Origin of the sequence: Pantoea sp. MBLJ3, from assembly GCF_000816655.1 — a bacterium.
Lineage (GTDB): Bacteria > Pseudomonadota > Gammaproteobacteria > Enterobacterales > Enterobacteriaceae > Pantoea > Pantoea eucalypti.
Window position 1 is genome coordinate 1 of the sequence record NZ_JSUT01000002.1, and the last position, 24,031, is coordinate 24,031.

23 protein-coding genes are annotated in these 24,031 nt (G+C 54.0%); 8 read left to right on the forward strand and 15 right to left on the reverse strand.

The features are described 5' to 3' along the window. Positions 1-65: 65 nt before the first annotated feature. A complete protein-coding gene (gene gmhB / locus NP77_RS01050) occupies positions 66-626 on the reverse strand; it encodes a D-glycero-beta-D-manno-heptose 1,7-bisphosphate 7-phosphatase (protein ID WP_003852609.1) in 561 nt (186 codons plus the stop codon). A gap of 189 nt (positions 627-815) precedes the next feature. Between gmhB and metN the strand changes: the two genes are divergently transcribed. From metN to proS, 6 genes are all read left to right on the forward strand, one after another. Continuing rightward, positions 816-1,847: a methionine ABC transporter ATP-binding protein MetN gene (metN, locus tag NP77_RS01055; protein WP_003852611.1), complete on the forward strand. Its 1,032-nt coding sequence runs from the start codon at positions 816-818 to the stop codon at positions 1,845-1,847. Then, on the forward strand, positions 1,840-2,493 hold the full coding sequence (locus NP77_RS01060) for a methionine ABC transporter permease MetI (RefSeq protein ID WP_003852613.1): 654 nt from the start codon (positions 1,840-1,842) through the stop codon (positions 2,491-2,493). Before metN ends, NP77_RS01060 begins: the two co-directional genes overlap by 8 nt. Before the next feature lie 30 nt (positions 2,494-2,523). Beyond that, positions 2,524-3,339, forward strand: a complete 816-nt coding sequence (locus tag NP77_RS01065; protein ID WP_003852616.1) for a MetQ/NlpA family lipoprotein — start codon at positions 2,524-2,526, stop codon at positions 3,337-3,339. 128 nt (positions 3,340-3,467) lie between these two features. Then, positions 3,468-3,866, forward strand: a complete 399-nt coding sequence (gene rcsF, locus NP77_RS01070; RefSeq protein WP_003852619.1) for an Rcs stress response system protein RcsF — start codon at positions 3,468-3,470, stop codon at positions 3,864-3,866. Beyond that, positions 3,863-4,567, forward strand: coding sequence for a tRNA (N6-threonylcarbamoyladenosine(37)-N6)-methyltransferase TrmO (gene tsaA, locus NP77_RS01075; protein WP_003852620.1), 705 nt, complete (start codon positions 3,863-3,865; stop codon positions 4,565-4,567). Before rcsF ends, tsaA begins: the two co-directional genes overlap by 4 nt. An 89-nt stretch (positions 4,568-4,656) precedes the next feature. Next, positions 4,657-6,375, forward strand: coding sequence for a proline--tRNA ligase (proS, locus tag NP77_RS01080; RefSeq protein WP_039658702.1), 1,719 nt, complete (start codon positions 4,657-4,659; stop codon positions 6,373-6,375). A gap of 350 nt (positions 6,376-6,725) precedes the next feature. On the opposite strand, the gene arfB is transcribed toward proS, so the two are convergent. Beyond that, positions 6,726-7,136: an alternative ribosome rescue aminoacyl-tRNA hydrolase ArfB gene (gene arfB / locus NP77_RS01085; protein ID WP_003852622.1), complete on the reverse strand. Its 411-nt coding sequence runs from the start codon at positions 7,134-7,136 to the stop codon at positions 6,726-6,728. Positions 7,137-7,353: 217 nt separating this feature from the next. Between arfB and NP77_RS01090 the strand changes: the two genes are divergently transcribed. Continuing rightward, positions 7,354-7,554 (forward strand): YaeP family protein, encoded by a 201-nt coding sequence (locus NP77_RS01090; protein WP_003852623.1) that lies wholly within the window; start codon positions 7,354-7,356, stop codon positions 7,552-7,554. Further along, positions 7,541-7,801 (forward strand): Rho-binding antiterminator, encoded by a 261-nt coding sequence (gene rof, locus NP77_RS01095; RefSeq protein WP_008925644.1) that lies wholly within the window; start codon positions 7,541-7,543, stop codon positions 7,799-7,801. The genes NP77_RS01090 and rof overlap by 14 nt, the downstream gene beginning before the upstream one ends. 40 nt (positions 7,802-7,841) lie before the next feature. Here rof and NP77_RS01100 read toward each other — a convergent pair whose 3' ends face one another. From NP77_RS01100 to bamA, 13 genes are all read right to left on the reverse strand, one after another. Continuing rightward, positions 7,842-8,150, reverse strand: coding sequence for a cytochrome c (locus tag NP77_RS01100; protein WP_039658703.1), 309 nt, complete (start codon positions 8,148-8,150; stop codon positions 7,842-7,844). 2 nt (positions 8,151-8,152) lie between these two features. Next, positions 8,153-9,469, reverse strand: a complete 1,317-nt coding sequence (tilS, locus tag NP77_RS01105; RefSeq protein WP_039658704.1) for a tRNA lysidine(34) synthetase TilS — start codon at positions 9,467-9,469, stop codon at positions 8,153-8,155. 52 nt (positions 9,470-9,521) lie between these two features. After that, positions 9,522-9,911, reverse strand: a complete 390-nt coding sequence (locus NP77_RS01110) for a VOC family protein (RefSeq protein WP_039658707.1) — start codon at positions 9,909-9,911, stop codon at positions 9,522-9,524. 64 nt (positions 9,912-9,975) lie between these two features. After that, entirely contained in the window at positions 9,976-12,126 is a 2,151-nt protein-coding gene (locus NP77_RS01115; protein WP_003852629.1) for a lysine decarboxylase LdcC, read from the reverse strand. A gap of 171 nt (positions 12,127-12,297) precedes the next feature. Next, positions 12,298-13,254: an acetyl-CoA carboxylase carboxyl transferase subunit alpha gene (gene accA / locus NP77_RS01120; protein ID WP_003852630.1), complete on the reverse strand. Its 957-nt coding sequence runs from the start codon at positions 13,252-13,254 to the stop codon at positions 12,298-12,300. 12 nt (positions 13,255-13,266) lie between these two features. Continuing rightward, positions 13,267-16,749, reverse strand: coding sequence for a DNA polymerase III subunit alpha (dnaE, locus tag NP77_RS01125; protein ID WP_039658709.1), 3,483 nt, complete (start codon positions 16,747-16,749; stop codon positions 13,267-13,269). Between the two features lie 31 nt (positions 16,750-16,780). Further along, positions 16,781-17,407, reverse strand: a complete 627-nt coding sequence (gene rnhB / locus NP77_RS01130) for a ribonuclease HII (protein ID WP_039658710.1) — start codon at positions 17,405-17,407, stop codon at positions 16,781-16,783. Beyond that, complete coding sequence (gene lpxB, locus NP77_RS01135) at positions 17,400-18,548, reverse strand: lipid-A-disaccharide synthase (RefSeq protein ID WP_003852634.1); 1,149 nt, start codon at positions 18,546-18,548, stop codon at positions 17,400-17,402. The genes rnhB and lpxB overlap by 8 nt, the downstream gene beginning before the upstream one ends. Before the next feature lie 3 nt (positions 18,549-18,551). Beyond that, positions 18,552-19,340 (reverse strand): acyl-ACP--UDP-N-acetylglucosamine O-acyltransferase, encoded by a 789-nt coding sequence (gene lpxA, locus NP77_RS01140; RefSeq protein ID WP_003852636.1) that lies wholly within the window; start codon positions 19,338-19,340, stop codon positions 18,552-18,554. Positions 19,341-19,343: 3 nt separating this feature from the next. Beyond that, entirely contained in the window at positions 19,344-19,799 is a 456-nt protein-coding gene (gene fabZ / locus NP77_RS01145) for a 3-hydroxyacyl-ACP dehydratase FabZ (RefSeq protein WP_003852639.1), read from the reverse strand. A 152-nt stretch (positions 19,800-19,951) separates the two neighbouring features. Next, positions 19,952-20,977, reverse strand: coding sequence for a UDP-3-O-(3-hydroxymyristoyl)glucosamine N-acyltransferase (gene lpxD / locus NP77_RS01150; protein WP_003852641.1), 1,026 nt, complete (start codon positions 20,975-20,977; stop codon positions 19,952-19,954). A gap of 3 nt (positions 20,978-20,980) precedes the next feature. Further along, complete coding sequence (skp, locus tag NP77_RS01155; protein WP_003852644.1) at positions 20,981-21,478, reverse strand: molecular chaperone Skp; 498 nt, start codon at positions 21,476-21,478, stop codon at positions 20,981-20,983. A 110-nt stretch (positions 21,479-21,588) separates the two neighbouring features. Continuing rightward, positions 21,589-24,000: an outer membrane protein assembly factor BamA gene (bamA, locus tag NP77_RS01160; protein ID WP_003852645.1), complete on the reverse strand. Its 2,412-nt coding sequence runs from the start codon at positions 23,998-24,000 to the stop codon at positions 21,589-21,591. Positions 24,001-24,031 lie beyond the last annotated feature (31 nt).

Below are 24,031 nucleotides of genomic sequence, written 5' to 3' on the forward strand. Positions count from 1 at the left end.
AGATAGCGCAAGTGCAAATTACAACTTTTTCACTGTTCGCCTGAAATTTGCACAAAAGCGCCGTTTTAACCCTTTTTAATGCGTCCTGGCAGCTCTGCAAGGCTATTAATTACCCAATCTGCTGCGGCTTCACCTTCAGCGGTAATCGGTTTGCCACTGCGCACCAGCACTTTGGTGCCGACACCGGCAGCCTGCCCGGCCAGCATATCCTCCAGCTTGTCACCCACCATATAAGAAGCAGCCATATCAATGTGCAGCTCTTCCTGTGCCGTCAGCAGCATGCCTGGCTGCGGCTTACGGCAGTCACATTCCTGACGAAACGCTTCAACTGTTGCTTCAGGATGGTGAGGACAGAAATAGATGCCATCAAGATCAACGTCGCGATCGGCCAGCGACCAGTCCATCCATTCAGTCAGCCGCATAAAGGTATCTTCGGTAAACATACCGCGCGCGATACCAGACTGATTGGTCACAACCACCAGCGCATATCCCATTGCCTTCAGTTGTTGCAGCGCTTCAATGGTGCCGTCAATAAACTGGAAGTCATCAATCTCATGGACATAGCCATTATCGACATTAAGGGTGCCATCACGATCAAGAAAAATAGCGGGGACTTTATTCGCCACGTAGAAACTCCTGCTGTAAAAATTGCCGATCAGTATCGCATGATTGCTATAAAAGGGAGAATGTCAGATTGAATCACTTTCATTGATTTAGACGTCTGGATGCCTTAACATCCATCCAGCTTTTATAATGAACAAAAGCGACGAGGTTTCCCACACCACGGACAACGCAATACGATAATTAATAACATAATGATTAAACTTGAAAATATCACCAAAGTGTTTCAGCAAGGCTCGCGGACTATTCCGGCATTAACGGATGTGAGCCTGCATGTGCCTGCCGGACAGATTTATGGCGTTATCGGCGCTTCCGGTGCCGGTAAAAGTACACTGATTCGTTGCGTTAACCTGCTGGAGCGCCCAACCTCGGGCCGCGTACTGGTCGATGGGGCGGATTTAACCGCACTCAACGAACGCCAGTTAACCCAGGCGCGCCGCCAGATCGGCATGATCTTCCAGCATTTTAACCTGATGAACTCACGAACGGTTGCGGGCAATGTCTCTCTGCCACTGGAACTGGGTAATCTCTCGCGTGCGCAGATCAACGCTCGCGTCACTGAGTTGCTGGAACTGGTGGGATTATCCGATAAGCATGATGCCTGGCCCGCCAATCTGTCGGGCGGACAGAAGCAGCGCGTCGCGATTGCTCGTGCCCTGGCCAGTAATCCTAAGGTCCTGCTGTGTGATGAAGCGACCAGCGCACTGGATCCCGCGACCACACGTTCAATTCTGGAATTGCTCAAAGACATCAACCGCCGCCTGGGGCTGACGATTCTGCTGATTACCCATGAGATGGATGTGGTGAAACGCATCTGCGATCAGGTTGCGGTCATCAGTCACGGTGAGCTGATTGAGAAAGATAGTGTCAGCGAAGTCTTCTCTCATCCTAAAACGCCACTCGCGCAGCAGTTTATTCAGTCCACGCTGCATCTGGATATCCCGGATGACTATCAGCAGCGTCTTTCTGCCACCGCATCTGAAAATACCGTGCCGCTGCTGCGACTGGAATTCACCGGTAAATCGGTTGATGCGCCGCTGCTTTCCGAAGCGGCCCGCCGTTACAACGTGAATAACAACATTATCAGTGCGCAGATGGATTACGCCGGTGGCGTGAAGTTCGGCATTATGCTGGCAGAAATGCACGGCACAGAGAGCGATACCCGCGAGGCGATTGCCTGGCTGAAGGAGAATCATGTGAAAGTAGAGGTGTTAGGTTATGTCTGAAGCGATGATGTGGTTGCTGGGACGGGGCGTGTGGGAAACGCTGATGATGACCTTCGTCTCAGGTTTTTTCGGTTTTGTGCTGGGCCTGCCGGTCGGCGTTTTACTCTATGTGACCCGTCCAGGACAGATTCTTCAGAATCAGGGTCTTTATCGCGTGCTTTCCGCGCTGGTAAATATCTTCCGCTCGATTCCTTTCATTATCCTGCTGGTCTGGATGATTCCCTTTACCCGCGTGATCGTCGGCACCTCAATCGGACTGCAGGCGGCTATCGTGCCGTTGACCGTCGGTGCTGCGCCGTTTATTGCGCGTATGGTTGAAAACGCCTTACTGGAACTGCCAACCGGCCTGATTGAAGCGTCACGTGCCATGGGTGCCACGCCAATGCAGATCATCCGTAAAGTTCTGCTGCCGGAAGCGATGCCGGGCCTGGTGAACGCGGCGACCATCACGCTGATTACGCTGGTCGGTTACTCCGCCATGGGTGGCGCGGTGGGTGCCGGTGGCCTGGGCCAGATCGGTTATCAGTATGGTTATATCGGATATAACGCCACTGTGATGAATACGGTATTAGTGTTGTTAGTGGTTTTAGTGTATCTCATTCAATTCTGTGGCGACCGCATCGTGCATGCTGTGTCCCATAAGTAAGCAATATCACATTATTAAGAAGGAAAGGATATGTCTTTCAGATTCAAGAAAATTGCCGCTGTGGGTGCACTGATTGGCGCGATTGCGCTGGCAGGTTGCGATCAAAAAGAGAAAGACCCTAACCACATCAAAGTGGGCGTGATTGTCGGTGCTGAGCAGCAGGTTGCTGAAGCCGCGCAGAAAGTGGCTAAAGATAAGTATGGTCTGGACGTTGAGCTGGTCACTTTCAACGATTACGTTCTGCCGAATGAAGCGCTGAGCAAAGGCGATATCGACGTTAACGCCTTCCAGCACAAACCTTACCTTGATCAGCAGATCAAAGATCGTGGCTACAAGCTGGTTTCAGTGGGTAATTCTTTCGTCTACCCAATCGCGGGCTATTCGAAGAAGATCAAATCACTGGATGAGCTGCAGGATGGCGCGCAGGTTGCTATTCCAAACGATCCGACCAACCTGGGCCGTACACTGCTGCTGCTGCAGAAAGTCGGTCTGATCAAACTGAAAGATGGCGTGGGCTTGCTGCCAACCTCACTGGATATCACTGAGAACCCTAAGCATCTGAAAATTGTTGAGCTGGAAGCGCCGCAGCTGCCACGTTCACTGGACGATCAGCAGATTGCTCTGGCGGTGATCAACACCACTTACGCGAGCCAGATTGGCCTGACACCCGCGAAAGATGGCATTTTCGTCGAAGATAAAGATTCACCTTATGTGAACCTGATTGTCGCGCGTGAAGATAATAAAGATGCGGAAAACGTGAAGAAATTCGTTAAGGCTTACCAGTCTGACGAAGTTAACGCAGAAGCTAATAAAGTCTTTAACGGCGGCGCGGTTAAAGGCTGGTAATTCAGTCCGTGATCTCCCTAAGGGCGGCGCTATGCCGCCCTTTCTGCTATTGGGTGCCCTGCCCGACTTGTTATTTATTCTTGTCCTTGTTTCAATAACGCCACTTTTTGAAACCTGAGGATGTTGCCATGCGTTTTTTACCGCTCTGCTTGTTAGCATTGATGCTGACAGGGTGTGTTCATGAGTATCACCCGATAAGCAGCGCACCGTCCCGGCCGCAGCAATCCAGTGAACCGACCCATAAGCCTGTGGCACGACCCGCACCCGTTAAGCTCTATACCGATGCCGCCGATCTGGTCAGTAAGCCGTTCCGCGATCTGGGTGAAGTCTCCGCTGAAGATTGCCAGATGAGCAATCAGAACTCCCCGGCCAATATCGCTACAGCACGGAAACGTCTGCAGATCAAAGCATCACAGATGAAAGCCAATGCAGTGCTGCTGCATCAGTGTGAAATCGTTACCGGCACACCAGGCTGTTATCGCCAGGCGGTGTGTCAGGGTTCAGCGCTGAAAGTCAGCAATCAATGAGTGAATTCGCCTTTGCGCAAATTGGGGTAATTCGTTCGCCGTGGAAGGAGAAGTTTGCCGTACCGCGTCAGCCAGGCCTGGTGCAGGATGGCGGCGGCGAGCTTCATCTGCAGCCACCTTACAATCAGCCGGAAGCGGTACGTGGACTGGAAGCGTTCAGCCATCTCTGGCTGCTGTTTGTTTTCCATCAGACGATGGAAGGTGGCTGGCGTCCCACGGTTCGCCCTCCCCGTCTGGGCGGCAATGCGCGCATGGGTGTTTTCGCGACACGTTCCACGTTCCGTCCCAACCCCATTGGGATGTCGCTGGTTGAACTGAAAGGTGTCAGAATTGAGAAGCAGCAGGTGATTCTGCAGCTTGGCAGTCTGGACCTGGTCGATGGTACTCCGGTAGTGGATATCAAACCTTATCTGCCTTTTGCCGAAGCGCTGCCTCATGCCCAGGCAGGTTTTGCTCAGGCGGCCCCTGCGGCTGATATGCCGGTTCGCTTCTCCGCACTGGCCCAGCAGCAGCTTCAGCAGCAGTCGCGCTACCCCAATCTGGCACGCTTTATCCGTGAAGTGCTGGCACAGGATCCCCGTCCGGCTTATCGTCAGGGCGAAACGCAGGCGCGGGAATATGCGGCCTGGCTGATGGATTTTAATGTCCGCTGGCGCATTGATGATGCCGGTACTGAAGTGATCGCTATCGACCCGCGTTAAAACCCGCTTTTGAGGCGGTGATCTCACTGGTACACTAGCCGCCAGCAAAATTCTGTCTGTGACTTTCCGATCAACTGGAACCGTAATCAATGCGTACTACTCAATATCTGCTCTCTACTCAGAAAGAGACGCCTTCCGACGCTGAAGTGATCAGCCACCAGCTGATGCTGCGCGCCGGTATGATCCGCAAACTGGCTTCTGGCTTGTACACCTGGTTACCGACCGGGGTTCGCGTGCTGAAAAAAGTCGAAAACATCGTGCGTGAAGAGATGAACAACGCGGGCGCTGTTGAGATTTTAATGCCGGTTGTGCAGCCCGCCGACCTGTGGCAGGAGAGCGGTCGCTGGGAGGAGTATGGCCCGGAACTGTTACGTATTGCCGATCGCCACGAGCGTCCGTTCGTGCTGGGTCCGACGCATGAAGAGGTGGTCACTGACCTGATCCGCAACGAACTGAGCTCTTATAAGCAGTTGCCGCTCAACCTGTATCAGATTCAGACCAAATTCCGTGATGAAGTGCGTCCACGTTTTGGCGTGATGCGTTCACGTGAGTTCATCATGAAAGATGCTTACTCGTTCCATACGTCGCAGGCGTCGCTGCAGGAAACCTATGACGCGATGTACCGCGCCTATAGTCAGATCTTCAGCCGTATGGGACTGGATTTCCGTGCTGTGCAGGCCGATACCGGCTCTATCGGCGGCAGCGCATCACATGAGTTCCAGGTGCTGGCGCAGAGCGGTGAAGATGATGTGATTTTCTCTACCGATTCTGATTACGCCGCTAACATTGAGCTGGCCGAAGCCGTCGCACCGGCCGGTGAACGTGCCGCACCATCTCAGGAGATGCACCTGGTCGAAACACCAGACGCAAAAACCATCGCGGAGCTGGTTGAGCAATTCAATGTACCTGTCGAAAAGACAGTGAAAACGCTGATTGTTAAAGGTGCAGAAGAGAGCGGTCACGCGCTGGTTGCCCTGCTGGTTCGCGGCGATCATCAGCTGAATGAGATCAAAGCAGAGAAATCTGCCATCGTTGCATCGCCGCTGGTGTTCGCGACGGAAGAAGAGATTCGCGCCGCAGTGGGTGCGGGTCCGGGTTCAATCGGGCCTGTGGGTCTGCAGATGCCGATCATTGCTGACCGTACCGTGGCGAAGATGAGCGATTTCAGCGCCGGTGCCAACGTCGATGGTAAACACTACTTCGGCATTAACTGGGAGCGCGATCTGCCGCTGGCCAGCGTTGCGGATATCCGTAATGTGGTCGAAGGCGATTTAAGCCCGGATGGCAAAGGCACGCTGCAGATTAAACGTGGTATTGAAGTCGGTCACATCTTCCAGCTCGGTACTAAGTATTCTGACGCGCTGAAAGCTTCCGTTCAGGGTGAAGATGGCCGTAATCAGGTGATGAGCATGGGCTGCTACGGCATCGGCATCACTCGCGTGGTGGCGGCAGCCATTGAGCAAAACCATGACGATCGTGGCATCATCTGGCCAGCCGCACTGGCACCGTTCGAGGTGGCGATTCTGCCGATGAATATGCAGAAATCGTTCCGTGTTAAAGAGCTGGCAGAAGAGTTATATGCCACGCTGCGTGCCAAAGGCGTTGAAGTTATCCTGGATGACCGCAAAGAGCGTCCGGGCGTGATGTTTGCCGATATGGAACTGATCGGGGTACCACACACCATCGTCATCGGCGATCGCAATCTCGACAACCAGGAGATTGAATACAAATCACGTCGTGCCGGTGAGAAGCAGATGATTAAGCAGGATGAAATTGTTGAGTTCCTGCTGAAAGCACTGAACAAGTAAATTGTGAAGGAAAGGTCAGATAACTTGCTTGTGTGGCCTCTAACAGCTTAAGAGTTTGCCCGGTTGCTGTAATTCCGTATCTGCTCAGGAAACAGGGTCAGATCGGAAAGACGCAAAAGCCGCCATCCATGGCATGCTCGGCCCGCGCGATTACGCACCTCATCCATGAGGTGCGCCCTGACCGGGCCAACGCATGGCGTTGTTCAAAAACGCTCCCGGCGTTTTTGTCCATGGCGCGGGACGCTTTCCTCTTCTGACCCTGTTCCCTTCGCCATGCGCTTATTCGTTGCTGCCAGAGTCACGCTGAGCTGCCTGATCAGTACTCAAACGCCCCGCCTGCGGGGCGTTTTTTATTGCACCTTGCCGCGCATCGATTTCGTCGAACTGCGACGGGCTTTTCCTTCCAGACGACGCTCTTTCGAGGCGCGGGTCGGCCGCGTAGCGCGCCGGGCTTTTTCCACGGTACTCAGCTCCTGGATCAGATTGACCAGACGTTGCAGCGCCGCTTCACGATTCATCTCCTGACTGCGATACTCCTGCGCCTTGATCACCACCACGCCATCTCCGGTAATCAAATGATGACTGGCAGTGAGCAGCCGCTCTTTATAAAACGCGGGCAGCGAAGAAGCAGCAATATCAAAGCGCAGATGAATGGCCGTGCTGGCTTTGTTGACATGTTGTCCACCAGCGCCCTGAGCGCGAATAGCCGTCAGCTCGATCTCACTCTCCGGAATCTCAACCGAACGGGATAGCATAATCATCAGCTTGCTCCCCACACCTTAATCACGTTGACCTCCGATAACCTGTTCATCAAATTAACCTTTTGTGCTCTGATTCATTCCGTCCCAGACAGCGGAATCTGTCACTTTAGCAGTGATTCGCGCACTGTTCCTGCTTTACGCAGGCTGATTTCCTCTAAATGGCTATGATATAGTCGCCAGTTAACCAGAGTATCGACGCTCTGCTGAGGGGGGCCATGTGCAAAATTATTGTGAGTTAGTTCGCCGGAAATATGCCGAAATCGGCAGCGGAGACTTAGGTTACATTCCGGATGCGATTGGCTGCGCATTGAAGGCACTTAATGATATTGCCGCAAATACTGAGCTAAACTCTTCTGTCAGGGAACAGGCGGCCTACGCCGCTGCTAACTTATTGGTGAGCGACTATGTTGATAAATGAAGCGTACCAACCTATCAATTGTGATGACTACGATAATCTGGAACTCGCCTGCCAGAACACCTGGATGCTGTCGCTGGAAATGAAAGATGGCGAACAGCTCAAGGCAAAGGCCAAAGAGATTTTTTCACGCAAGAACGTGGAATATCTGGCTATCGATCTTTCCGGTGAACATCGCGAATTACGTCTTGACCATATTGCCAGCTTTACCCATCCCGAACTGGGTACGGTGGTTGTCAGCGCTGAGTAATAGACGCATCACGGGCGGGACCTTCCCGCCCTGTTAACCCTCAGGGCTGCAACGAACTGTAGTACGCCGCCAGATCAGCTATATCACCGTCACTCAATCCCGCTACAAATGCCTTCATCACCTCAGCCTGGCCGCCATTGCGCTCGCCCTTTTTGTAGGCGTGCAAAGCCTGTTCCAGATAAGGTGCGTGCTGCCCGGCCAGATTGGGATAGAGGGGCACAGCCGCTTTACCTGCTGCACCATGGCAGGCCATGCAGCTCCCTGCTTTTTGTGCGCCGCGTTGCGCATCGCCCGCAGCCCACGCCGGTAATACGGCGCCCACTAAAAAGGCGATAAACCATTGCTTCATTATTATTGTTCCCCTGCGCTGCATGCCCTGTCCCAGACTATCTGCCAGCCCTGTTGATCAACAGCCGCGCCAGCGTGAGTGACAAACAGATTCGGAACACAGACCAGCGTCTGGTTATAAAAGATTAACGGCAGCCGTTCTCGCTGCCACGGAGGTATCTGCAACTCCTGCCACAGCTTTTTCATTTCCCTTCCACCCTGACGGCCCACCAGATGAATGTGACCCTGCGCATGAAAGCGTATGCTGACCTCCTCATCCGGCTGAGGATAACGCAACAGGCTCTGCGCCTGGCTGGCGCATAACGTGCCGAGATTCTGCGGTAACACCAGCGGCTGGCAGAGATCGGGCCATGCCAGCTCGGTGTCGCGCAGTGAACTGCGCAACGGCAGCCAGTAGAGCTGCTGACGGTAGCGGCGGAGTTCAGCCTGACCGAATCGCAGCTTCGGCTGTGCATCCTCCCGGCTCGCCATGACTTCATCGCGAATACGTTTCAGCGCTTCACGGGAGGGCATCCTGCCGCCCTGCCCGGCGATCCAGCGGCGCAATAACGCATTAGCACGCAACTCACTCATGACCATCAAGGGCGGAAAGTGCAGGCTGCCATCTGGCTGGATGAGCTCATTGAGTTGTCCGGTGAGCAGTTCATCCAGTAACTGCTCCTGCTCACTGCACAACGCCGCACTTCGGGCTGTCGCCTCGGCAAAATGGGGCCAGCGCTGGTAAAGCGCCGGCAGCAGCCGCTGACGAAGGAAGTTACGGTCGTAGCGAAGATCCTGATTACTTTCATCTTCGATCCACACCAGCTGATGGGTTCTGGCATAGGTTTCAAGCGACTGCCGCGACTGATTCAGCAGTGGACGCAGCAGCTGATGCGAACCCAGCGCACGCGCAGCAGGCATCGCCGCCAGCCCGGCCGGACCGCTGCCGCGCTTCAGCGCCAGCATAAAGGTTTCACACTGATCGTCGAGGTGCTGCGCGGTCAGTAACACTTCACCCGGCAACAATGCCGCACTGAGCGCCTGATAACGGGCGGTGCGGGCGGCGGCTTCAATGCCGTTTTCCCTGCCATCCACGGTAACGTGCAGTACCTCACATGGCAGTTGCCACTGCTCGCATACCGACAGGCAGTGCGCTGCCCAGCAATCGGCATTCGGGCTAAGCCCATGATGAACATGTAACACCCGCAGATGGGATTCGGGATGCTGCTGCTGCCAGCCGCGAAGCTGATGCAGCAGCACGGTTGAATCGAGTCCGCCACTGAAGGCGACCACCAGCGCGGCATCAGGTTGCAACATGGCGTCAAAAGCGGGCAAAGGCATGGCAGAATCCAGAAAGTCGGGCCACTGAATGTCGCCCGCTGAGCGCGCTATTTTACGCCTGATAAAGCTCCAGCGGCAAACCATCCGGATCGGCAAAGAACGTACACTGTTTACCCGTCAGTTCATCCATGCGAATCGGCTCGCAGATTACGCCTTTACTGGCCAGCGTTGCGACAGCGGCGGCCACATCCGGCACGGTAAAGGCCAGATGACGCAGGCCACACGCTTCGGGATGACTGACGCGCGCCGGCGGCTCAGGAAAAGAGAACAGCTCAATAGTGTAGCGATCCTCCAGGGCCAGGTCGCCTTTCCAGGAGTCGCGCGCTTCACGGTAATATTCACCCATGAGACGAAAGCCCAGCACGTCACAATAGAACGCTTTGCTGCGCTGATAGTCGGAAGCGATGATGGCGATGTGGTGAATAGCGGTTAACTGCAACATGTTGAATATCCTGATTCGGGCAGGCTGTCCGCAGACACCCTGCCGCTATTAGTCGTTTAAAGGTTTATGCGGGATCGTTTTTCAGCACGCGGACGCGATACTCGCCCTCTTCCGTCAGACTGGCACCGTGAATATCGGTCTCGAAGCCCGGATAATGCCGGCCGATACTGCACAGCATCAGCAGGAAATCGAGCACGGCACGGCTCTTCTCCGTAATCATCTCTCCTGGCATCACCAGTGGCACGCCTGGTGGATAAGGCAGAATCATGTTGGCCGACACCCGCCCGACCAGTTCGCTGAGATCCACCGTTTCGATGTTGCCCTTCACCTGTTGCTGAAACGCCTGATGCGGCGTCATCTTCATTTCGGGCAGGACATCAAATGCCTGCAGCATCAGTCGCGGCAGGTCATGATGACGGATCAGTTGATGAATCCCCTGCGCCAGCGTCTGAATGCGCATATTGCGATAGAAGTCGGGATCTTCAGCGTAGAGATCCGGCAGCATGTTCTTTACCCGCAGATTGAGATCGTAGGCGCGTTTGAACTCAGTCAGACCGCGCAGCACACTCATCGCTTTGGTTTTGTCGATGCCAATACTGAAAAGGAACAGCAGGTTGTAGGGGCCGGTTTTCTCCACCACGATGCCGCGCTCATCAAGAAACTTCGCCACCAGCGCTGCCGGGATCCCCTCGTCTGCCATCTCTCCCAGCTCGCTCATTCCTGGCGTCAGGATAGTGACTTTGATCGGATCGAGGTACATGTGATCGCGATCGGCCTGCGTAAATCCGTGCCAATCCTCGTCGCCGGGCTGGATCGCCCAGCATTGCGCTTCGTCGACCTGTTCCGGCTGCCAGATATCGAAAAACCAGCTGTCGGACTCTTCACGCAGGCGCTGAATCTCACGACGAAAGTGCAGCGCACGCTCAACCGAGCGATTGATCAGCCGCTTGCCGGGATTACCACGCAGCATTGCAGCAGCAGTTTCAATGGAGGAGACGATGGCGTAATTGGGCGACGTGGTGGTGTGCATCATATAGGCTTCGTTAAACGTCTGTTCGTCGTAGTCGCCTTTAATGTGAATCATGGATGCCTGCGAAAACGCCGCCAGCAGTTTATGGGTCGATTGCGTTTCATACACCACTTTGCCCGGGGTGCGCTCGCCACTCATACCACTTTTCCCGGCATAAATCGGATGGAAATTGGTGTAAGGCACCCAGGCTGAATCGAAGTGAATCGACGGCACATCCAGCGTCTCTTTAATGTACTGGGTGTTATAGAGCAGCCCATCGTAAGTGGAGTTGGTGATTACCGCATGAACCGGCCACGTGGCGCGATCGGTCGTCGCGACTTTCTGCGTAATGCTCTCGCGGGTGAATTCATGCTTTGGAATCCCGCCAAGAATCCCCAGTGCATTGCGGGTCGGCTTCAGCCAGATGGGGATCAGATCGCTCATCATCAGCAGATGCGTCAGTGACTTGTGGCAGTTGCGATCGATCAGTACGGTGCTGCCCGACGGTGCCGCATACATGCCGACAATTTTGTTCGACGTTGAGGTGCCGTTGGTCACCATGTAACTCTGTTCGGCACCAAAAGTGCGTGCGATATACTCTTCCGCTTCAAGATGTGGACCGGTGTGATCCAGCAGCGAACCCAGCTCGGTAACGGAAATTGAGATATCTGACTTCAGGGTATTGGCCCCGAAGAAATCATAAAACAGGCAGCCTACCGGGCTCTTCTGAAACGCGGTACCCGCCATATGGCCCGGCGTGCAGAAGGTGTACTTGCCCTCTTTCACATAGGTGAACAGCGCTTTAGTCAGCGGTGGCGTAATGTGGTCGAGATAGTCATCGGTATACTGCCGGATATGCAATGCAATATCGTCGGCGGCATTCAGCGCATATTCAAAAAAGTGCAGTGGCATGCGCATCTCATTGATGCTGATGTCCATCTGAGAGTGGGTGTTGATAAAGGCATACAGTGGCAGGTATTCGTTGAGCTGATTAATCTCACCGCACAGTTCCGGGCTGTTGTGCGCGTCCCAGTCGAAGATGACGCCGCTGATACGCGGATTGTGTTCGATCAGTTTCAGCAGATCGTCACTGTTTTTTGGGTAAAGCAGCTGGAAGCCTTGCAGATTTAACGCCGCGTCGAGTTCGCGTAACGGTTCATCTTTATAAAACACGCCGTGCGCGCCCATGATCGCCAGAATATTCAATGCCCATCTCCGTGATTGTTGTGCAACCGGACAAGCATAACCGCTAACCCGGGGAAGGTGTAGCAAGGGGACGATCAGATGAGGCTGAAAGGCATCAGGCAGCGTACCGCGTTAAACCCACGGCATAAAAAAAGCGGACCGAAGTCCGCTTCCTGATTGGCTGAGACTGAATCAGGCGTAGCCGTAGCTCATCAGGCGCTGATAACGACGATCCAGCAGCTCTTCAGTGCTTAATCCATCGAGATCGGCCAGGTCAGCCAGCAGCTGCTGCTTCAGTGACTGCGCCATATCAACCGGACGACGATGTGCGCCACCCAGCGGCTCAGGGATCACTGAGTCAATCAGCTTCAGCTCTTTCAGACGGTGAGCGGTAATGCCCATCGCTTCAGCAGCCAGCGGCGCTTTGTCAGCGCTTTTCCACAGAATGGAGGCACAGCCTTCCGGCGAGATCACTGAATAGGTGCTGTACTGAAGCATATTCACTTTATCGCCCACGCCAATCGCCAGCGCACCGCCAGAACCGCCCTCACCGATGACCGTACAGATAACCGGTACTTTCAGGCCAGACATTTCACGCAGGTTGCGGGCGATCGCTTCAGACTGCCCACGCTCTTCCGCGCCCACGCCAGGATACGCACCCGGTGTGTCGATGAAGGTGATGATTGGCATTTTGAAACGCTCAGCCATCTCCATCAGGCGCAGCGCTTTGCGATAGCCTTCCGGTGCTGGCATGCCGAAGTTACGGCGAATCTTCTCTTTGGTTTCACGGCCTTTCTGATGCCCGATGATCATCACCGGACGTCCATCAAGACGCGCAATCCCGCCCACAATCGCTTTGTCATCCGCATAAGCACGGTCGCCCGCAAGCTCATCGAAATCGTCGAAGGCGTTGCGAACATAGTCAAAGGTGTAAGGACGTAACGGATGACGCGCCAGTTGAGCAATCTGCCATGCGCCCAAATCAGCGAAGATTTTACGGGTCAGCTCAACACTTTTCTCACGCAGACGCTGAACTTCTTCATCCAGATTAACGTGTTTATCATCCTGACGACCAATTGAAGTCAGCGAATCGATCTTCGCTTCCAGTTCTGCAATTGGCTGTTCAAAATCCAGGTAATTAAGACTCATAATGTTCCTGTTCTAGTCAAACTCCAGTTCCACCTGCTCCGATCCAATCAACGAGCGCAGATCGTTAAGTAAACGATCGCTGGGCGAAATTCGCCACGCTGCACCAAAGCGCAGCTTCGCTCGCGCGTCGGCTCTCTGATAGTAGAGATTCACCGGAATAGTCCCTGAACGATGAGGTTCCAGGGACTGACGGAGCCGGTTTAATAGCTGGTCATCAATTTGCCTGTCCGTCAGCGAGATAGCAAGTCCGCGCGCGTATTTTTCGCGAGCTTCGTCGATGTCCATGACTTCACGCGCGGTCATTTTAAGCCCGCCACTGAAGTCATCAAAGCTGACCTGTCCGCTGACGATCAGGATTCGGTCTTTCTCCAGCAACTGCTGGTATTTATCTAACGCATCGGTAAATAACATCACCTCAAGACGACCGGAGCGATCGTCCAGAGTACAGATACCAATTCGGTTGCCGCGCTTGGTGACCATTACCCGCGCGGCGATCACCAGACCAGCCGCCACAGTAATTTTACCCCGATCGGTAGGATGCATATCTTTCAGACGCACCCCGCCAACATAACGCTCAATTTCTTTCAGATACTGATTAATCGGGTGGCCGGTAAGATATAGCCCCAGCGTTTCCCGCTCACCATCCAGCTGCACCTGCTCAGGCCACGGCGTGACGCTGGCGTACGATTTCTCAACCTGCTCCGGCTCCTCCGCCAGCACGCCAAACATATCTGCCTGGCCAATCGCCTCCGCTTTCGCGTGTTGATCGGCGGCTTTTAACGCGTCACTGAGTGAACTCATCAGGGCGGCGCGGTGCGGTCCAAGGCGATCGAAAGCCCCGGACATAATCAGTTTTTCCATCACCCGACGGTTGATCTTTTTAGTGTCAGTACGGGCACAGAGATCAAACAGTTCGCGGAAATAGCCACCTTCATTACGGGCGTCGATAATCGCTTCAATCGGGCCTTCACCCACGCCTTTGATCGCGCCGATACCGTAAACGATCTCGCCCGCGTCATTAACATGGAAGGGATAGAGACCCGAGTTAATATCGGGCGGCAGGACTTTCAGCCCCATCCGCCAGCACTCATCAACCAGGCCCACCACTTTCTCGGTGTTATCCATATCGGCGGTCATCACCGCCGCCATGAACTCGGCCGGATAGTGCGCTTTCAGCCACAGGGTCTGATAGGAGACCAGTGCGTAAGCCGCAGAGTGTGACTTGTTAAAGCCATAACCTGCAAATTTTTCTACCAGATCGAAGATCTTCATCGACAGTTCGCCGTCGATGCCCATGCTTTCGGCACCATCGCGGAATATGGAGCGCTGTTTGGCCATCTCCTCGGGTTTCTTTTTACCCATGGCGCGTCGCAGCATATCTGCGCCGCCCAGGGTGTAACCGGAGAGAACCTGGGCGATCTGCATCACCTGTTCCTGATAGAGGATAATGCCGTAAGTCGGTTCCAGCACCGGTTTCAGGCTTTCGTGCTGCCACTGAATGTCGGGATAAGAGATCGCTTCACGGCCATGCTTACGGTCGATAAAGTTATCTACCATGCCGGACTGCAGTGGGCCAGGACGGAACAGCGCCACCAGTGCGATCATATCTTCGAAGCAGTCGGGCTTCAGACGCTTAATCAGATCTTTCATGCCGCGCGATTCAAGCTGGAATACCGCTGTGGTTTCCGAGCGCTGCAGCATATCGAAGCTTTTCTTATCATCCAGCGGGATTGAGGCGATATCGATCGGCTCCAGCCCCTGCTTCTCCCGGCGCGGGTTGATCATCTTCAGCGCCCAGTCGATGATGGTCAGCGTACGCAGACCCAGGAAGTCGAACTTCACCAGGCCGGCATATTCCACATCATTTTTATCGAACTGAGTGACCGGGAACTGCCCGTGTTCATCGCAGTAAAGCGGCGCGAAATCCGTGATTTTCGTTGGCGCAATGACCACGCCACCCGCATGTTTACCGGCGTTTCGCGTGACCCCTTCCAGCTTACGCGCCATATCGATCAGCGCCTTCACCTCTTCATCTGCGTCATACATCGCAGGAAGCTGCGGTTCAGCAATAAAGGCTTTTTCCAGCGTCATGCCGGGATCGGGCGGGATCAGTTTTGAAATGCGATCAACAAAGCCGTAAGGATGACCCAGCACGCGGCCCACATCGCGGATAACCGCTTTCGCCGCCATGGTACCGAAGGTGATAATCTGGGAAACCGCTTCACGTCCGTACATATCAGCGACGTGTTCGATGACCTGATCGCGCTTCTCCATGCAGAAATCGACGTCGAAGTCGGGCATCGAGACGCGTTCCGGGTTCAGGAAACGTTCGAACAGCAGGTCAAATTCCAGCGGATCGATATCGGTGATTTTCAGCGCATAGGCCACCAGCGAACCGGCACCGGAGCCACGGCCTGGGCCCACCGGCACGCCGTTATCCTTGGACCACTGGATGAACTCCATCACGATCAGGAAGTAGCCGGGGAATCCCATCTGGTTAATAACGGTGAGCTCAATCTCCAGACGCTCATCATATTCCGGACGTTTTTCTGCGCGCTCAGCTTCGTCCGGGAACAGGAACGCCAGGCGCTCTTCCAGCCCCTCGCGGGATTTCACCACCAGATAATCTTCGGTAGTCATATCACCGGTCGGGAACTGTGGCAGGAAATATTCGCCCAGTCGCACCGTCACGTTACAACGCTTAGCAATCTCTACGCTGTTCTCCAGCGCTTCCGGGATGTCCGAGAACAGCTCGCACATCTCCTCTTCGCTGCGCATATATTGCTGAGGACTGTAGTTGCGCGGACGCTTGGGATCATCCAGCGTATAGCCGTCATGAATGGCAACGCGAATTTCGTGCGCATCGAAATCTTCTGCATTGATAAAGCAGACTTCATTGGTGGCAACGACCGGTATTCCCTCTGCAATCGCAAGTTCAACGGCTGCATGCAGATAGCTCTCTTCGTCCTGTCGGCCAGTACGGATCAGCTCCAGGTAGTAGCGATCGGGAAAATGTTGCTGGTAAAACGACAGGCACTGCGACACCAGCGCATTGTTACCGCGCAGCAGGCTACGACCTACATCGCCGCGTCGCCCACCCGACAACAGTATTAATCCTTCCTGCAATTCGATCAGCCAGTCGCGATCGATAATGGGTCCGTCCACGCCATAACCGCGCTGATAGGCGCGGGAGATCAGCAGCGTCAGGTTCTGGTATCCGGTATTACTGGACGCCAGCACGGTAAGCTGTGTCAGCTCATCCCCCATCAGCTCACTGGCCACGTTGAAATCGGCACCAATGACCGGCTTTATCCCTGCGCTGTGCGCGCCACCGTAGAATTTCACCAGGCCACAGAGGTTAGTGAAGTCGGTAATCGCTATCGCCGGCATGCCAAGGGCAGCCGCTTGCTTGATTAGCGGCCCGGTTTTTGCCAGGCCATCAACCATCGAATAGTCACTGTGGACACGCAGATGTATAAAACGGGGTTCAGCCATATCAGTTTCCGGTTAAAACAGCGTCAGGCTATTAAAGCGTAAGGGTCTGGCGGGCAGCCAGTACTTCAGCATCGAGCAGCGCATTACGTACGGGCGCAAAACTACGACGATGGTGCGGCGTGACGCCATATTGCGTCAGTTTTTCCATATGCAGCGCCGTCGGGTAACCTTTGTGCTGCGCAAAACCATACTGCGGGAACAGCAGGTCCAGTTCGGCCATCTCACGGTCACGCGAAACTTTGGCGATGATCGATGCTGCACTGATTTCGGCGACCAGGCTATCCCCTTTGACGACGGCCTGTGAAGGCATAGGCAGTGCCGGACAACGATTACCATCTATCAGGACATAGTCGGGCTGAATACTCAAGCCGGCAACAGCGCGCTGCATCGCCAGCATCGTGGCATGCAAAATGTTGAGCTGATCGATCTCTTCCGGTTCTGCGCGTCCCAGACTCCATGCCAGCGCCTTCTCTTTGATTTCGTCGTACAACGCCAGGCGGCGTTTTTCCGACAGTTTCTTCGAGTCCGCCAGGCCGGTAATCGGATTTGCCGGATCGAGGATCACCGCAGCAGTGACCACCGCGCCAACCAGCGGACCGCGCCCCACTTCGTCCACACCGGCAATCAGTCTGGCGACAGGATAGATAAAATCAGGCATTCACCAGCTCCAGTACTGCATCCGCTGCCTGCTCATCGGCGTTCCAGCGGATCTGTTGATGTAATTCATGAAACGTCTGCAGCAGTGTTTCGCGCTCAGGCCCGGCATGCAACAGCGGATCTAACGCTGCAGCCAGGGCGTCGGGCTGACACGCATCCTGCAGTAACTCTTTGACCAGCTCACGCCCTGCCAGCAGGTTTGGCAGCGAGACGTAAGGGGTTTTCACCAGCCGTTTCGCCAGCCAGTAAGTGGCCGGTTTCATGCGATAACCGACGACCATCGGGCATTTTGCCAGCATGCACTCCAGTGCGGCAGTCCCGGATGCCAGAAGTGCGGCATCGCTTGCAATCATCGCCTCACGACCCTGTCCATCCAGCAGATGCATCGGCAGTTCAGGCGCAACGTCAGCTTTAATCTTCTCAAACTGTTCACGGCGACGGGCGTTAACCAGCGGCACCACGATTTCCAGCGCCGGATAGTGACGACGCAATAATTGGGCTGTTTTCAGGAAGTCAGCACTGAGCATTTCCACTTCCGCACCACGACTGCCCGGCAGCAGTGCCAGACAGAGCGCATCGTCCGCAATGCCGAGATGACGGCGCGCAGCCTGCTTATCAGGTTGCAGCGGCATGGCATCCGCCATGGTGTGACCGATAAAGCGGCAGGGAACGTTATAACGATCGTAGAAGGCTTTTTCAAACGGCAGGAAGGCCAGCACCAGATCGGTATTTCGGCCGATCTTAAACACGCGCTTTTGCCGCCATGCCCACACCGAAGGACTGACATAGTGGATCGTACGGATGCCCGTACGTTTGAGATTGCCTTCCAGCGTGATATTAAAATCGGGCGCATCAATACCGACAAAAACGTCGGGTCTGAGCTCGCTAAAACGTCGGGTGAGATCGCGGCGGATTGTCAGCAGGCGTCGCAGGCGACCCAGCACCTCGACAATGCCCATTACCGCTAACTCTTCCATCTCATACCAGGCTTCACACCCTTCAGCCTGCATCAGTGGGCCCGCCACACCGACAAAGCGTGCATCAGGATGGCGCACTTTCAGGGCACGAATCAGACCTGCACCAAGAATATCGCCGGAGGTTTCTCCGGCGACCAGGGCAATCGTTAAAGGACGCGCTGACATGGATTAACGAATTAATCCACGGGTTGAACGGGTAAAGAAGTCGTAGAAAGGCTGCACTTCGCTGTGCTGTTGCGCAATGGCTTCGATCTCCGGCTTCACTTCTTCCAGCGTTCTGCCACTGCGATAGAGCAGCTTGTAAGCGTTGCGAATCGCATGCAACGACTCTTTGCTGAAGCCACGACGCTTAAGACCCTCAATATTGATACCGAACGGCGTCGCATGGTTACCCTGCGCAATAACGTAAGGCGGAACATCCTGCGCCACGCCGGAACAGCCACCAACCATCACGTGCGCACCGATGATGCACCACTGATGTACCGCTGTCATGCCGCCAATAATGGCGAAATCATCGACCGTCACGTGACCACCCAGGGTGGCATTGTTCGCGAAGATACAGCGGTTACCAATCACGCAGTCATGCGCAATGTGGACATTGACCATCAGCAGATTATCGCTGCCCACTGTGGTGACATGGCCACCCTGCGTGGTGCCGCGATGAATCGTCACGCTTTCACGAATACGGTTGCGATCACCGATCTCAACCCGTGTTGGCTCACCGGCATATTTCAGATCCTGATTCACTTCGCCAATTGAGGCAAACTGGTAGATCTGATTATCTTTACCGATACGCGTGTGGCCATTCACCACAACGTGTGACTTCAGTACTGTTCCTTCACCAATCTCAACATTCGCGCCGATAAAGCAAAACGGGCCAATGTGAACACGGGCGCCAATGATAGCGCCCTCTTCGATGACAGAACTGGGATGGATAGTGGCGGTTGGATCAATCACGAATTATGCCTCCCGGCTGCGGGCACACATCATGGTCGCTTCACAAACGATTTTACCGTCAACAGTCGCCACGCCTTTAAAGCGGGTCAGACCACGGCGGGTTTTCTCGAAAGTGACTTCCATGATCATTTGGTCACCTGGTACCACAGGACGCTTAAAGCGGGCACTGTCGATACCGGCAAAGTAATAGAGTTCGCCTGGCTCCAGTTTACCTACGCTTTTAAACGCCAGAATACCGGTGGCCTGCGCCATCGCTTCCAGGATCAGAACGCCAGGAAAAATCGGTTTACCAGGGAAGTGCCCCTGGAAAAACGGTTCATTAACAGAAACGTTCTTCACTGCACGCAGGTATTTATGCTCTTCAAATTCCAGCACACGGTCTACCAGCAGAAACGGATAGCGATGCGGCAGCAGCTCTAAAATCTCTTCAATTTTCAGAGTATGAGTTTCAGTAGTCAAAATACTCTTCCTGTCCTAAAAATCTGATGACATCAATAACACGGCCTGCACAGATCAAAATGATCTTCCGCAGGCCGCAAATAGGTACTGTGGCGCCGGGCTTCCCTGCTTAACATTTTTATTATGAAAGCCGGTCAGTTTTGGGATGGCGGTTAGTCGTCTTTGCCGACCTTGCGCTCGATGGCTTTTAAGCGTTTGCTCATATCATCGATGTTCATCACCAGCGCTGCAGTTTTACGCCAGGTTTTGTTGGGTTGCAGCGGAATGCCTGACGAATAAACGCCTGGCTCTGTGATAGGACGCATGACCATACCCATACCGGTCACCGTTACTTTGTCACAGATTTCCATATGGCCGTTAATGACGCTGGCACCGCCAATCATACAGTAACGTCCAATCTTCAGACTACCCGCCATGATCACACCGCCTGCAACCGCAGTATTGTCGCCAATAACTACGTTGTGAGCGATCTGGCACTGGTTGTCTATGATAACACCATTGCCGATCAGAGTGTTATCAAGCGCACCGCGATCGATGGTGGTGCAGGCCCCTATTTCGACGCGATCGCCGATAATTACCGCGCCTAACTGCGGGATTTTCACCCAGTTACCGCGATCGTTGGCATAGCCGAAACCATCAGAACCGATGACGGTACCTGACTGAATCAGACAATCCTGGCCAATTTCGATCTCGTGATAAATAGAGACGTTGGCCCAGAGACGGGTGCCGCTGCCAATACGGGTTTTTTTGCCAACAAAACATCCCGCACCAATAACTACATTGTCACCCAGCTCAACATCCGCTTCGATCACTGCATTGGCGCCAATGGCGACATTGTTGCCGAGTCGGGCTGAGGGGTCAATTACCGCGCTGGGGGCGATATTTTGCGCCGGCTGTGGCGTGGTATCGAGTATTTGTGCCATACGCGCATAAGTCAGGTAGGGATTTTTCACTACCAGCGCTGCGGTATTACACCACTCCAGATCCGCTTCCGTCAGCACCACGGCTGAGGCCTTAATCAGGGCGAGTTGCTCGCGGTAACGGCTGTTTGCAAGAAAAGTGATTTGGCCAGTTGTGGCGGATTGCATAGAAGCAATGCCGGAGATGACGATATCGCCATCTCCGTGCAATTCTGCATCCAACTGCTGGGCTAAATCAGCCAGTCGAATAGATGACATGAATTATTTAACCTGTTTCAGCACGTCAGCTGTGATGTCTTTTGCGTTTGATGCATAAGCCACCGCGTTGGCGTCGATCACGACGTCGTAACCATCGCTGTCAGCGACTTTCTTAACGGCATCCTGAATACGGCTCAGCAGCTTGTTACGCTCTTCCATCTGACGACGACGGTTATCCTGCTCAAAAGCCTGTGCTTTTGAAGAGAACGCTTCACGCTGAGACATGACATCTTTTTCCATGCGGCTGCGTTCGCTTGCCTTCATGGTAGAACCGTCACGCTGCAGACGCTGCATTTTAGTTTGCAGATCGCGCTCCTGGCTCTGCAACTCAGTTGCACGGCCTTTGAACTCGTTTTCCAGCTGTTTAGCAACAGTCGCACGTTGCGGTAACTGTTGGAAAATGCTGGACACGTTTACCACTGCAATTTTGTCAGCAGCCTGAACACCAGCGGAAACCGCTAAAGCAAGACCCAGACCTGCGGCACACAACAACTTTTTCACTATAAACTCCTTACCATCAACGTTTGTGTCAGCGACACAGTGTTTGCGCCGGAACAGCAACAGGTGCTGCCCGGCAGCAATACTTCAGCTATGCATCCTTGCTCAGAACATTACCAGGTTTTACCAATGTTAAACTGGAACTGCTCTGACTTGTCTCCATCGACTTTCTTGAACGGCTGGGCGTAAGAGAACACCAGCGGGCCAAGCGGTGACATCCACTGCAACGCAACACCGCTTGATACACGAATGTTGTTTGGATCGCTGTAGTCAGGAATGCCTGCCGCACGCGTTTCCGCTGTATTTTCCCAATGGGTATCCCACGCGGTACCGGCATCGACGAACACCGAGGTACGCACCGAGTTAGCATACTTCTCGCTCAGGAACGGCGTTGGCGTGATCAGCTCAAGGCTGGCGATCGCCATGGCGTTACCGCCCACCGCATCGTCAGACTTACAAACGCCATTTGGATCGGCAATTCGGCAGTTCGACGAGTTGTTATTAAAGTAGGCTGCTTTCGGTCCAATGGTGTTGGACTGGAAGCCGCGAACCGTGCTTGAACCACCGGCATAGAAGTTCTCGTAGAACGGCATCTCTTTGCCGCCGAGTCCATCGCCATAGCCGATACGACCACGTCCCAACAGCACCCAGGTACGATCCTGGTTAATCGGCACATACTGCTGACTATCCAGCGTGGCCTTATAGAAGCTGTTATCTGAACCAGGAATCGTCACTTTACCATTCAGGTTAGTGCGGTTACCGGATGTCGGGAAGAATCCGCGGTCCAGGGTGTTGTAAGTCCAGCCGTAGTTAAAGGTGAAGTCATCTGCTGAGAATTCGCCTTTGTCATTAAGCTGCTGCGGCTTACCAACCGAGTCAAGGTAACGCCACATCGCAACCTGCGGCTGCATGTTTGACAGGTCATTGTGGACATAGCCCAGACCGACACGCAGGGTGTTGTTTTCGTTAACCGGGAAGCCAAGTGTGCCATCCAGACCATAACTCTTGTTGGTATAGTCAGAAAGGTCAGCATTGTCTGCTTTGAAGTCGTTGTAGAACAGACGACCACCCAGACTCACACCGTCAACGGTGAAGTAAGGGTCAGTAAGCGAGAATTCAGCATAGGTCTGGTAATCGTTTTTGGTCCCGCTGATGCCCACGGTATTACCGGTGCCCAGCCAGTTATCCTGCGTTACGCCAACCTGGAAACTCACACCACTTTCAGTGCCGTAACCGACGCCGAAGTTGAAAGTACCGGTGTTACGCTCTTTAACTTTGTAGACCACGTCAACCTGGTCAGGCGAGCCTGGTACACGCTGGGTATCCACATCCACGGTTTCAAAGTAACCGGTGCGGTTCAGACGCTCTTTACCCTGTTCAACCAGATCGCTGCCCAGCCATGCGCCTTCCATCTGACGCATTTCGCGACGTAACACCGAGTCTTTTGACGTGTCATTACCTTCGAAACGAACATTACGCACGTAGTAACGGTTACCCGCATCCACGTTGATGTGCAGTTTCACGGTTTTGTCGGCGTCGTTGATTTCTGGCTGTGTGACTACACGCGGATAGGCATAGCCGTAGCGGCCCAGCAGTTTCTTGATGTCATCTTCCATTTTCGTGACTTTGGCGCCGTTATAGAGCTCGCCTGCCGGAATTTTGGTCAGATGTTCAATTTCTGCGGAGTGGCCCGCCATGCTGCCATTGACGATTACGCCAGCAATTTTGTACTGGTCACCCTCGGTGATGTTCACCGTGATGTAGATGCCTTTTTTATCTGGCGTCAGGCTGACCTGCGTCGAATCGATATTGAAGCGTGCATAGCCGCGATCCAGATAGAAGCTGCGCAGAGTCTCAAGGTCACCTGCCAGTTTCTGCTTCTGGTATTTACGATCGCCGACCACGTTCCACCACGGCACTTCATCACGCAGCTGGAAACGGGAGATCAGTTCATCAGAGCTAAAGGCTTTATTACCGACGATGTTGATCTGCTGAATTTTGGCAGAGACACCTTCGGTAAAGACCAGCTTCAGATCGACACGGTTACGCGGCAGGGGTGTCACCACCGCTTTCACGTTGGCAGTATATTTACCGACGCTGTAGTAGAAATCCTCAAGGCCTTTCTCAATAGAAGAGATAGTGGTGCGGTCCAGCGCTTCGCCGACACGCACACCTGAGGCTTCCAGATTTTGTTTGAGCTGATCCTCTTTCACCGCTTTGTTACCGGTGAAGGTAATGCTGGCAATGGTAGGACGTTCTTTGACCTGGACAATCAGCGTTGTACCGTCTCGCAGGACCTGAACATCCTCAAAGTTGCCAGTAGCGAACAGCGAGCGAATGGTATTTCTGACATCATCGTCATTCACCGTATCGCCAACCCGTACTGGCATGCTCAGCAGAGCCGCGCCGACGGCGACTCGCTGCAGCCCTTCGAAATGAATATCCTTCACCACGAAATCGTCTGCACCGTAAACGGTGGCGCTGCTAAACAGCAGCGACGCTATGAGCAACTTTTTCATCGCCATCGTTGTTATGCGTTTTCCTAACACATCCCTC

Excerpts from the sequence above, each read along its gene's own strand:
- metN (WP_003852611.1), top strand. The coding sequence starts at position 816 with ATGATTAAACTTGAAAATATCACCAAAGTGTTTCAGCAAGGCTCGCGG.
- NP77_RS01060 (WP_003852613.1), top strand. The coding sequence starts at position 1,840 with ATGTCTGAAGCGATGATGTGGTTGCTGGGACGGGGCGTGTGGGAAACG.
- NP77_RS01065 (WP_003852616.1), top strand. The coding sequence starts at position 2,524 with ATGTCTTTCAGATTCAAGAAAATTGCCGCTGTGGGTGCACTGATTGGC.
- rcsF (WP_003852619.1), top strand. The coding sequence starts at position 3,468 with ATGCGTTTTTTACCGCTCTGCTTGTTAGCATTGATGCTGACAGGGTGT.
- tsaA (WP_003852620.1), top strand. The coding sequence starts at position 3,863 with ATGAGTGAATTCGCCTTTGCGCAAATTGGGGTAATTCGTTCGCCGTGG.
- proS (WP_039658702.1), top strand. The coding sequence starts at position 4,657 with ATGCGTACTACTCAATATCTGCTCTCTACTCAGAAAGAGACGCCTTCC.
- arfB (WP_003852622.1), bottom strand. The coding sequence starts at position 7,136 with ATGATTATGCTATCCCGTTCGGTTGAGATTCCGGAGAGTGAGATCGAG.
- rof (WP_008925644.1), top strand. The coding sequence starts at position 7,541 with ATGTTGATAAATGAAGCGTACCAACCTATCAATTGTGATGACTACGAT.
- NP77_RS01100 (WP_039658703.1), bottom strand. The coding sequence starts at position 8,150 with ATGAAGCAATGGTTTATCGCCTTTTTAGTGGGCGCCGTATTACCGGCG.
- tilS (WP_039658704.1), bottom strand. The coding sequence starts at position 9,469 with ATGCCTTTGCCCGCTTTTGACGCCATGTTGCAACCTGATGCCGCGCTG.
- NP77_RS01110 (WP_039658707.1), bottom strand. The coding sequence starts at position 9,911 with ATGTTGCAGTTAACCGCTATTCACCACATCGCCATCATCGCTTCCGAC.
- accA (WP_003852630.1), bottom strand. The coding sequence starts at position 13,254 with ATGAGTCTTAATTACCTGGATTTTGAACAGCCAATTGCAGAACTGGAA.
- dnaE (WP_039658709.1), bottom strand. The coding sequence starts at position 16,749 with ATGGCTGAACCCCGTTTTATACATCTGCGTGTCCACAGTGACTATTCG.
- rnhB (WP_039658710.1), bottom strand. The coding sequence starts at position 17,407 with ATGCCTGATTTTATCTATCCTGTCGCCAGACTGATTGCCGGTGTGGAC.
- lpxB (WP_003852634.1), bottom strand. The coding sequence starts at position 18,548 with ATGTCAGCGCGTCCTTTAACGATTGCCCTGGTCGCCGGAGAAACCTCC.
- lpxD (WP_003852641.1), bottom strand. The coding sequence starts at position 20,977 with ATGTCATCTATTCGACTGGCTGATTTAGCCCAGCAGTTGGATGCAGAA.
- bamA (WP_003852645.1), bottom strand. The coding sequence starts at position 24,000 with ATGGCGATGAAAAAGTTGCTCATAGCGTCGCTGCTGTTTAGCAGCGCC.